This is a genomic window from Mesorhizobium sp. M7A.F.Ca.US.006.01.1.1, assembly GCF_003997935.1.
Taxonomy (GTDB): Bacteria; Pseudomonadota; Alphaproteobacteria; order Rhizobiales; family Rhizobiaceae; genus Mesorhizobium.
Genome location: NZ_RZQL01000259.1, coordinates 1 through 9339 on the forward strand (window position 1 = coordinate 1; position 9339 = coordinate 9339).

General features: G+C 59.2%; 8 protein-coding genes and 1 tRNA gene. 5 read left to right on the forward strand and 4 right to left on the reverse strand.

Translation table 11 applies throughout. The features are described from left to right. Positions 1-247: 247 nt before the first annotated feature. Positions 248-338, reverse strand: a tRNA-Ser gene (locus tag EN943_RS30920). A 451-nt stretch (positions 339-789) separates the two neighbouring features. Between EN943_RS30920 and EN943_RS30925 the strand changes: the two genes are divergently transcribed. Beyond that, the gene (locus tag EN943_RS30925; RefSeq protein WP_127415863.1) at positions 790-1980 is read left to right on the forward strand and encodes a porin; all 1191 of its coding nucleotides are present in this window, start codon (positions 790-792) and stop codon (positions 1978-1980) included. Between the two features lie 229 nt (positions 1981-2209). On the opposite strand, the gene EN943_RS30930 is transcribed toward EN943_RS30925, so the two are convergent. Beyond that, entirely contained in the window at positions 2210-3877 is a 1668-nt protein-coding gene (locus tag EN943_RS30930) for a sulfotransferase (protein WP_127415864.1), read from the reverse strand. A gap of 237 nt (positions 3878-4114) precedes the next feature. After that, positions 4115-5767 carry a sulfotransferase gene (locus EN943_RS30935; RefSeq protein WP_127415865.1) on the reverse strand — a complete coding sequence of 551 codons (1653 nt, stop codon included), beginning with the start codon at positions 5765-5767 and terminating at the stop codon, positions 4115-4117. A 117-nt stretch (positions 5768-5884) separates the two neighbouring features. Here EN943_RS30935 and EN943_RS30940 point away from each other — a divergent pair, with 117 nt between their 5' ends. Further along, positions 5885-6997, forward strand: coding sequence for a pyridoxal phosphate-dependent aminotransferase (locus tag EN943_RS30940; protein ID WP_127415866.1), 1113 nt, complete (start codon positions 5885-5887; stop codon positions 6995-6997). A gap of 36 nt (positions 6998-7033) precedes the next feature. Here EN943_RS30940 and EN943_RS30945 read toward each other — a convergent pair whose 3' ends face one another. After that, positions 7034-8026, reverse strand: coding sequence for a helix-turn-helix domain-containing GNAT family N-acetyltransferase (locus EN943_RS30945; RefSeq protein WP_127415867.1), 993 nt, complete (start codon positions 8024-8026; stop codon positions 7034-7036). 164 nt (positions 8027-8190) lie between these two features. Here EN943_RS30945 and EN943_RS30950 point away from each other — a divergent pair, with 164 nt between their 5' ends. From EN943_RS30950 to EN943_RS30960, 3 genes are all read left to right on the forward strand, one after another. Next, positions 8191-8475, forward strand: a complete 285-nt coding sequence (locus tag EN943_RS30950) for an acylphosphatase (RefSeq protein ID WP_127415868.1) — start codon at positions 8191-8193, stop codon at positions 8473-8475. Positions 8476-8547: 72 nt separating this feature from the next. Further along, complete coding sequence (locus EN943_RS30955) at positions 8548-9192, forward strand: TetR/AcrR family transcriptional regulator (RefSeq protein ID WP_127415869.1); 645 nt, start codon at positions 8548-8550, stop codon at positions 9190-9192. Then, positions 9161-9339: acyl-CoA dehydrogenase family protein (locus EN943_RS30960; RefSeq protein WP_206522841.1), on the forward strand; the 179-nt coding region annotated here is incomplete at its 3' end. The genes EN943_RS30955 and EN943_RS30960, both read left to right, overlap by 32 nt.

Here is a 9339-nt window from a genome sequence, read left to right on the forward strand (position 1 = left end):
GGTCGGGGCTTGTCCTGCGAAGCGCGCAGCGGGTTTTGCAAGAAATTCAGGCGTTTGAGCCCTCCTTCGCTACGGCTTCGGAGGGCATCCTGCTTCGCGCGGAGGTCGGGACTTGTCCTGCGAAGCGCGCAGCGGGTTTTGCAAGAAATTCAGGCGTTTGAGCCCTCCTTCGCTACGGCTTCGGAGGGCATCCTGCTTCGCGCGGAGGTCGGGACTTGTCCTGCGAAGCGCGCAGCGCGAAGCAGGATGGCGGAGAGGATGGGATTCGAACCCACGAGAAGCTTTTGACCTCTACTCCCTTAGCAGGGGAGCGCCTTCGACCACTCGGCCACCTCTCCGTTGCGCCGCTGGATAAAGAAAAGCGCCGGCACAATCAACAAGCCCGCACCATTATATGCAAAAATAAGAAGGCGCCGGACCGCGACCTTCCAGGGATGTGGCGGTTCTGCGGTTGTTTCCTGGCTAGCGACTCGGGAACTCGCCATGAGTCCGTCGGTCCATCGCCGGATTCGGCGGCAAACAAGGGGTTGCGGCGGGCCTGATGGTTAACGAGAGCTTTCTGAGTGAGGCCAAATCGTGTCATTTGTGCAACAACGCCAGGGGATAGCAGCCAGGCAGCCCTTTCACCGGTACGATCGTGGTTGAACGCCGCCGCCTCATGAGTAATGTCGATTTCGAAGGAGCGGCGCGGTGCGCATCTTTTTCGGTAGTGGGGATGGGGCAGGGAACGCTGTCCTTCAGCAAAGAATACCCAGACCCGTTTTTTAACTTTTGACTGGAGGTCAGAAAATGAACATCAAGAGCCTTCTCCTCGGCTCCGCTGCGGCCCTGATCGCAGTTTCCGGTGCGCGCGCCGCCGACGCCGTCGTCGTCGCCGAGCCGGAACCCGCTGAATACGTCAAGATTTGCGACGTATACGGCGCTGGCTACTTCTACATCCCCGGCACCGAGACCTGCCTGCGCATCGGCGGCTATATCCGTGAAGACATCGGTGTGGGCGACGGCGGCTCGTTCGACGGCGTCAACCACGTTACGGATCACCAGCACGGTGACGACGACTCGACCTACTGGAAGCAGACCCGCTTCACGCTGAAGACCTGGACCGGCCAGGAAACCGAGCTCGGCACGTTGAAGACCTACACCGAATACCGAATCAATTTCGGCAACAGCTACGGTGACTTTGGCGATGTGGACGGGCCTGGTGGCACCACGAACCCCAACCGCAACGGCGCCGGCTGGCAGGCGCGCAACAAGAGCAGCGCTCTGGAATTCGCCTGGATCCAGCTCGGCGGCCTGCGCGTCGGTGCTGACGAATCGGCCTTCGATACGTTCATCGGCTATGCCGGCAACGTCATCAACGACACGATCGTCCCCTACGGCAACTTCCAGACCAACGTCATCCAGTACTACTTCGATGCAGGCAACGGTCTCTCGGCCGTGGTTTCGCTCGAAGAAGGCTCGGGTGAGGTTGGCACCATCGACAGCTATGTTCCGCATGTCGTCGGCGGTCTGAAGTACACGCAGGGCTGGGGCGCCATCACCGGTGTTGTGTCGTATGACAGCAACTACGAGGAAGTCGCCGGCAAGGTTCGCCTGGACGTCAACGCCACCAACGAACTGTCGCTGTTCTTGATGGCGGGCTACGGCACCGACGACAACCTCAACGATCACACCAACAACATCGACGCGCTCGGCCGCGGCTTCTACAAGCAGTGGGGCGGCAACTGGGCTCTGTGGGGCGGTGGCACCTACAAGTTCAACGAAAAGACCTCGTTCAACCTCCAGGCCTCGTATGACGACTGGAAGGATATCGGCGTCGCGGCGAACGTCGCCTACACCGTTGTTCCTGGCCTCACGGTCACGGCCGAAGTCGACTGGCAGCGCGTCGGCCAGGGCGCCATCGACAACGACTCCGTCTGGGTCGCCGCGACCAAGAAGGACAATGTCGGCGGTCTCCTTCGCTTCCAGCGCGATTTCTAATCAATTTCGCCTTGTCGAAATCGAAACCCGGCGGGCAACCGCCGGGTTTTTTCATGCCGGTTTTCCATTGGCTCGCCAAAAGCGCAGCTACGCCGCCCCGAGACCGAGCCCCTGCACTTCTTGAAGGTTTGCGAGCGAGATAATAGCCAGCCGACGACGCCGAGCCCTGACAGTTCCGGCAATCGGGTCTATTCGCCAGTCCGCCAGCGCCGGAGCTTTCGCGGCTGGATCAATTCCCAGCCAAATCGCCCAAGCCATCGATCAGCGGTTGGATTGCGCTGCCATAATTCTTCCAGCGACTGACGGACGAGGTGTAGATCGGTTGTCGAACCTGCCAGCGGCTAAACGTGTTCACCGCACCGCCCTTGTCAAAGAATCGCAGACAGGCGTCGTCCCAGGGCAGTCCCAGATGGTCGATCAGGCGGCGGGATTGGCCTTCCTGGTCGGAGACCATGTCCTCATAGCGGTTCTGCAGGATTTGCCCTGGAAAAATCTTGTCCCAATGACCCATAAGCCGGTCGTACTCGCGATAATACAGTCCGAGTGTGTGGAGATCGGCGTTGTAGATATTATCCTCGTTGAAACTCAGGAAATAACACGAGATGCAATTGTCGATGGCATCGCGACGGCAGTGAATGATTTGTGCCTTGGGAAACAGGATCCTTATAAGGCCGATAAGCTCAAAATTATGCGGCAGCTTGTCGACTATCCGCCGCGCGTCGGGCGATCGTTGCCTGATATGGGTGAGATATTCATCGGCCAGGGACTTCGACTGATCAACTGTCATGTCCAGGATAGATCTTCGCAATTCCTCCGGCGAGCGCGTTTTCGGCGCCAGCCTGTTTGTGATGCGCCGGAGTTTTGTCAACTCGCCGGCTCCATGCACATCGGGATGGCTAGCAAGGATCTGCTCGGTCAAAGTGGTGCCTGAACGCGGCATGCCAAGCACGAAAACAGGCACGTCCGATGTGCTTCCATGACCTGCCTTGGAGGCCAGCATCGGGGGGTCGAACAGCTCGATCATGAAATCGACGCTGCGCCGATAGGAGTCCATGTCGAAGCGGCGGGTTGACAGTTCCTTTGCCTGGCGAAAATGGCCGATCGCCTCGTCGTAGCGCCTGATATCGTTCAGTATCTTGCCGGCCGCGTGATGGAACTGCTGTATGCTTTTCCTGTCGAGTTCCGGATTTTTCAGCTCGGTCAGGATGGATTTCAATTCCGCCGGCTCTTCAACGAATTGTCGGATGCTGGCCAGGCCGTTATACGCAGCGGCGATCTCCTGGCGGCGGCTGATCGCCTCCTTCATGTGTCTTGTCGCCTCGTCCATCCGACCGAGGCTTACAAGTGCGTTGGCCAGTCCCATTCGAATGGCGGAACGGCCGCTGTCGATTTCAAGCGCTTTCTCATAAAGCGGCACCGCAAGATCGGCCTTGCCGAATTCGGTGTAGGCGCGGCCAAGTGCGCACAACGCTTCAACCCAGTCGCCTTTCAACTGGCAGGCAACCTCAAAATGCCGGATCGCATCTGAATGTTCGCCGACCTTCAAATAGATTTCACCCAGCGTCAGGTGATAGTGCGGATTTTGAGGTGCTTCCCTCACGGCCCTCTCAAAACATCGAATGGCCATCTCGTCATCCAGATCGAGCGCAAAGGTGCCCAGCAAGTACAAAGCGAGAGGATGTCGGGGATTGCGCGCCAATACGCGCTGGCAAAGCGCCTCTGCCTCCGCCAATCGATCTGCCTGCTGAAGGTTGAGGGCCTGCCTGAGCAGTGCGTCATCGGCTTGGACGTGCGACAGAGAGGCCGCCCTGGGCTGCGCGACTTTCAACTGCGGATTTTGCGGTCCGGACCGAGTTTTCAGGTGTTTGGACCAAGCGGGCGGCAGGCGGTTGTTCATGGTCCCTAGCTACCAAAAAAAACCAATGGAATCCACAAGATCCGGTCTTACAGGCAGCCTTCAAAAGCTGTGGCCGGCGCGTTGGCGAGCAAGCGCTTCGAGCGTCGACCCGAAGAAAATAGTCGACCAACCGGGTGATTGCGTTTGGGATCACCGGGTGCGTAATCACGCCCATACCTACGCTTCTTCAGCTCAGCAGTGCGTGCGCGCATGAGAGGCACGCCAGACCCGCTTGAACTACGCGTCCACTAGGTCGCCCAACGCTTCAATCAGCGGCTGGATCTCGCTTTCATAATTCTTCCAGCGCTTGACGGAAGATTTGTAAATCGGCTGACGAACCTGCCAGCGGCTGGGTGTGTTGACCGAACTGTCCCTGTCGAAAAAGCGCAGGCAGGCGTCATCCCAAGGCAGCCCAAGGTAATCTATGAGGCGGCGTGACTGCGCCTCCTGGTCTTCGACCAGTGTTTCATAACTATTTTCGAAGATCAGGTTTGGAAAAACCTTGTTCCAATGCTGCATCAGCCGGTCGTATTCGCGGTAATACAGGCCAAGCGTTCTCAGATCAGTATTGTAGCTGTGTCCCTCGCCGAATCTCAAAACAAAGCAAGAAACGCAGTTGTCGATAGCGTCACGACGGCAATGAACGATGCGCGCGTTGGGGAAGAGAAGGCCGATCAAGCCTATCAGTTCAAAATTGTGCGGCATCTTATCCACGATCCGAGAGGCAGTAGGTGCTCGCTCGCTCAGATAAGCCAAATGCTCTTCTGCCAATGTTCCGGACAGGTCTTTTGTGATCGACGCGATCGCTCGATTCAAATTTCTGGCAGATGACTTTCTAAGTCCGATCGCATTCGCGACCCGCCTAAGCTTCATAAGCTCGCCCGCGCCATGAATTTCGGGATGACTTGCGCAAATCTGTTCCGTAAGCGTCGTTCCAGAGCGAGGCATGCCGACCACGAATACAGGAACCTCGGAGGGATTTCCAAAGCCGGTCCTCGCAGACAACATTTCCGGCGTGAAGGTCTCAATCAACGAATCGACCCAGAGACGGTATCGACCTATATCGAAGTGGCGGCCTGAGGCCTTTTTCGATTTGTTGAAATGCTCGAACGCATCCTTATAGCGCTTGAGGTCGTTCAGCACCTTGCCGGCGGCCAGATGGAGCTTTTCCGCGCCGTCCGTGTCAAGCTTGGGATTTCCGAGTTCATCAAGAATGGATTTGAGTTCTTTTGGCTCTTCAGTAAACTTTTGCGTCTGCACAAGATCGTTGTAGGCTGTCGGCACAGCGATACGACGTTCGATTGCCTCATGGAGGTAACCAGCGGCTTCATCCATGCGTCCCACACTGGTAAGTGCACGGGCCAATCCGATCCGCACCTTTGGATGATCCCGGTTGATTTTCAGTGCCTTCTCGTACAGCGGCAAAGCCATCTCGGGTTTGTCAAAATCAATATAAGCATCCGCCAATGCACAAAGCGCTTCGATAAGGTCTGGTTGCAACTCCAGGGCATATTGCATATGCTTTATTGCTGGGGAATACTCACTTACCTTCACATAAGCTGAAGCCAGGCCAAGATGGTAATAGGGATTCTTATCTTCCTCACTGACCGCTCGCGCGAAATATCGCAAAGCCGCCTCGTCCTCATAGCCCAGGCAAATGGTCCCCAGGATATACAGAGCGAGCGGATGATTTGGCGTGCGCGACAGAACTCGAAGGCATAGGTCTTGAGCCTCGTTGAGCCGTTTGGCCTGCTGCAGGGCGTAAGCCTGTTTCAACAGCGCTTCGTCGGCCTGCCCACGTGAAAGCGAATTTGCCATCGGCAGATTTGGCTTCGGCGCGGGACCGGGCTTGAGGTGTTTGGACCAGGCAGGCGGCAGACGATTGTTCATTGCGTGTCGCTAGCAAAAAGGGACGAAAGAATCCAGCGTCACGGATCTGTCTCGCGGCAACTTGCACCGACCCATCCGGCGCGCTAGCAAGAAGGCCCTTTCAAGCGAGCTTCCACCATGCACCAGCGCCCTCCCCTCATGCCGCTCATCGCAGCGCTTCCCTCGACGGTGCCGTTTGTCGGCCCCGAAGCGCAGGAGCGCGAGCGTGGCCGCTCTTTTCGCGCCCGCATCGGCGCCAATGAGAGCAGCTTTGGTCCCTCGCCGCGCGTCATCGCCCGCATGGCCGAGATCGCGAGCGACATGTGGATGTATTGCGATCCCGACAATTTCGATCTGAAGGTGGCGGTGGCCGCGCATCACGGCGTAAAGGCCGAGAACGTCGTTGTCGGCGAAGGCATAGATGGCCTGCTCAGCCTGGTGGCACGCATGTATGTCGCGCCTGGCGATGCTGTGGTCACCTCGCTCGGCGCTTATCCGACCTTCAACTTCCACATTACCGGTGTCGGCGGACGACTGGTGACGGTCCCTTACGAGAACGACAGGGAAAGCCTGGACGGCTTGCTGGCTGCGGTGCGCAGGGACAAGGCCCCGCTGGTCTATCTCTCCAACCCCGACAATCCGATGGGTAGCTGGTGGGAGGCGAGCGAGATTATCCGCTTCATCGAGGCGCTGCCGGAAACCACCATGCTGGTGCTCGATGAGGCCTATGGCGAACTCGGACCAGCCTCGGCGCTGCCGCCGATCGATATCTCCAGGCCAAACGTCATCCGCATGCGCACCTTCTCGAAGGCTTACGGGCTGGCGGGCATACGCTGCGGCTATGCGATCGCCGAGGCCCAGGTGATCCGCGACTTCGAGAAGATCCGCAACCATTATGGCGTCAGCCGCATGGCGCAGATCGCCGGCGTCGAGGCGCTCGCCGATCAGGATTATCTGCAAAGCGTGGTGGCGCGGGTCGCGGCCGGCCGCCGACGCATAGCCGGCATTGCCGAAGCGAACGGTCTGAAGCCGCTGGCGTCGGCGACCAATTTCATCACCATCGATTGCTGCGGCGATGGCGCCTTCGCGCTGAAAATTCTGCAAGGCCTGCTGTCACGCGACGTCTTCATCCGCAAGCCAATGGTGCCGGTGCTCGACCGCTGCATCCGCGTCAGCGTCGGCCTCGACCATGAGCTCGACATTTTTGCCGAGGAGTTGCCTGGCGCGCTGGCAACAGCACGGGGAAACTAGGATCGCGTCTGCAAGCAAACCGGCAGCAAAAGCTGCCTACAAATCCATTTCCCAGGTCTGGCCAGTCAGATCCTTGCCGAAGCTGTGATGGTGCTCCTGCGAGACCAGCCTGAAGCCGGCACGTTCATAGATCGCGCGCGCCGCAACGAGGATGTCGTTGGTCCACAGCACCAGCTTGGTGTAGCCGCAAGCCCGGGCCTGGTTCACGCATTCCGCGACCAGTCGTTTGCCGATGCCGAGGCCGCGCGCCGACGTCTCGACATGCAGCATTCTCAGCTTTGCCACCTTCTCGTCCTGATGAACCAGGAACACCGCGCCGACCGGCTGACCATCGCGCTCGGCGATCCAGCAGAAATCGCGGCCGGGCACGAAATTGCGAATGAAATCGGCGCCGATCTCGGCGAGCATGGCCTCAAACTCGATCGTCCAGCCATATTCGTCGGCATAGAGTTGGGCCTGGCGCTGCACGACCCAGCCGACATCGCCGACGCGATGCGGCCGCAACGTCACCTCGTTGCTGCCACGGGTGGGATCGCCCAGCAATTCCCCCGCCTTGCGCAAAGCGCTGCGCAGTTCATGCAACCTGTCGTCGGGGACGCTTTCAAGCAGCCGCGCCGTGTCCCGATCGGCCGCCGCCTGCAGTCCGGCAAGCGCTGCCTCGCCTCTTGAGGTCAGCGAGAGGACCCTTCGGCGCCGGTCAGCCGGGTCCGTTCTGGCCTCGGTCAGCCCCTGGCCCGCAAACTTGCGCAGGATCCGCGTCAGATAGGCGGCATCGACACGCAACTGTCTTGATATTTCGGAGGCCGCCGGGCCATTCTCCAGCCGAAAAGCCCCAGCCAGGAAACCTCGCTCGCCGGCGATTTCGGCGGAAGCCGGGTTGCTGCGGTGACCCAGTTCGAACAGCACGCGCGCCTCGGTCAAAGTGAATGCACTTTGTGTCAGCGTCTCGTCGAGAAGGCCGACAGTGCGCGTGTAGAAGCGATTGAAGCGCCTGACATCGGCCACCAAAGCGTTGCGTTCGTCCAGCATCTGCGGCCAGCTCCCAATAAGGCAGCTCCATTTTCCAAAATTAGTGGACTGAGTCAATTAAATTCAAAGCCAGAAGGCCCAGCGATTGCATCCGAGCGCAGTTCCCAGGTTGCATTCCTCAGGCCATGCGCCAGATTCAAAACGAGACAGGCTTGGAGAGATTCATGGCTGGTCATCGCAGGAAAGTGCAGGCGCGCGTCTACGGCAATGTACAAGGCGTCGGCTTCAGAGCCTGGGCCCGGGATGAGGCCACAAGCCGTGGTCTTGCGGGCTGGGTTTGCAATGAGGCGGACGGGTCCGTAACGGCCCAGATCGCAGGGCTCGAAGAGGCGGTCTCGACAATGATCGAGCGCCTCTGGAAAGGGCCGGCCGGGGCTTCGGTTTCCAAGGTCGACGTCGAGGAGTTGGCGGCTGAAAACACCTCTGTTGGGTTCAGGATCGTTGCATGAAGGTGGATTTTGGATTGAGCGCCTTGAATTAATTAAACGTTCGTTTTATTACTGCTCCACAGAGGAGCTGACATGGCACGCACCGCTGGGTCCGATGGCGAAAAGACCGAAGCGACCATCCGCGAAGCGGCGGTCAACCTCATCGCGCGCCTTGGTTACGAAGCGATGTCGATGCGCCAGCTTGCCGCCGAGGTCGGCGTCCAGGCCGCCGCGCTCTACCGCTACTTTCCAACCAAGGAAGAGCTTCTGTTCACGCTGATGCGCGAGCACATGGAAGGTCTGGCCACAGCATGGGAAGCAGCCCGCCCGGCGGACGCAGATTCGGCGCAACTGCTCTCGGCCTATGTGCGCAATCACATCGCCTTTCACATCGAACGACGGCACGCTACGCATGTGTCGAACATGGAATTGCGCAGTCTGTCGCCGGAAAGGCTGACACAGATACTGCGCATGCGCACTGCTTACGAGAAGGAGCTGCGTGCCATCCTGCGCGACGGCGACGAGACGGGCGCCTTCAGCATCGACGACACCGGCCTGACGGCCATGGCGCTGATCCAGATGATGACCGGGGTCATCGTCTGGTTTCGGCCGGGCGAACGGCTGTCCATCGCGGAAGTGACGGCGACATATCTTTCGATGACAATGCGCCTGGTTGGCGCGAGGATCGGTACCGGGGAGGAACGGCATGTACACGAACACGCTCAGCTTCGGGCATGACGAGGAGATCGAGGCGCTGCGCGACATGGTGCGGCGCTTCGCCCAGGATCGCATCGCGCCGATCGCCGCCGACATCGATCGCTCGAATGAATTCCCGGCGCATCTGTGGGGCGAACTCGGCGCGCTCGGCTTGCTTGGCATCACCGC

Coding starts and splice junctions, on each gene's coding strand:
- EN943_RS30950 (WP_127415868.1), top strand. CDS start 8,191: ATGGCTGGTCATCGCAGGAAAGTGCAGGCGCGCGTCTACGGCAATGTA.
- EN943_RS30945 (WP_127415867.1), bottom strand. CDS start 8,026: ATGCTGGACGAACGCAACGCTTTGGTGGCCGATGTCAGGCGCTTCAAT.
- EN943_RS30930 (WP_127415864.1), bottom strand. CDS start 3,877: ATGAACAACCGCCTGCCGCCCGCTTGGTCCAAACACCTGAAAACTCGG.
- EN943_RS30955 (WP_127415869.1), top strand. CDS start 8,548: ATGGCACGCACCGCTGGGTCCGATGGCGAAAAGACCGAAGCGACCATC.
- EN943_RS30940 (WP_127415866.1), top strand. CDS start 5,885: ATGCACCAGCGCCCTCCCCTCATGCCGCTCATCGCAGCGCTTCCCTCG.
- EN943_RS30935 (WP_127415865.1), bottom strand. CDS start 5,767: ATGAACAATCGTCTGCCGCCTGCCTGGTCCAAACACCTCAAGCCCGGT.
- EN943_RS30925 (WP_127415863.1), top strand. CDS start 790: ATGAACATCAAGAGCCTTCTCCTCGGCTCCGCTGCGGCCCTGATCGCA.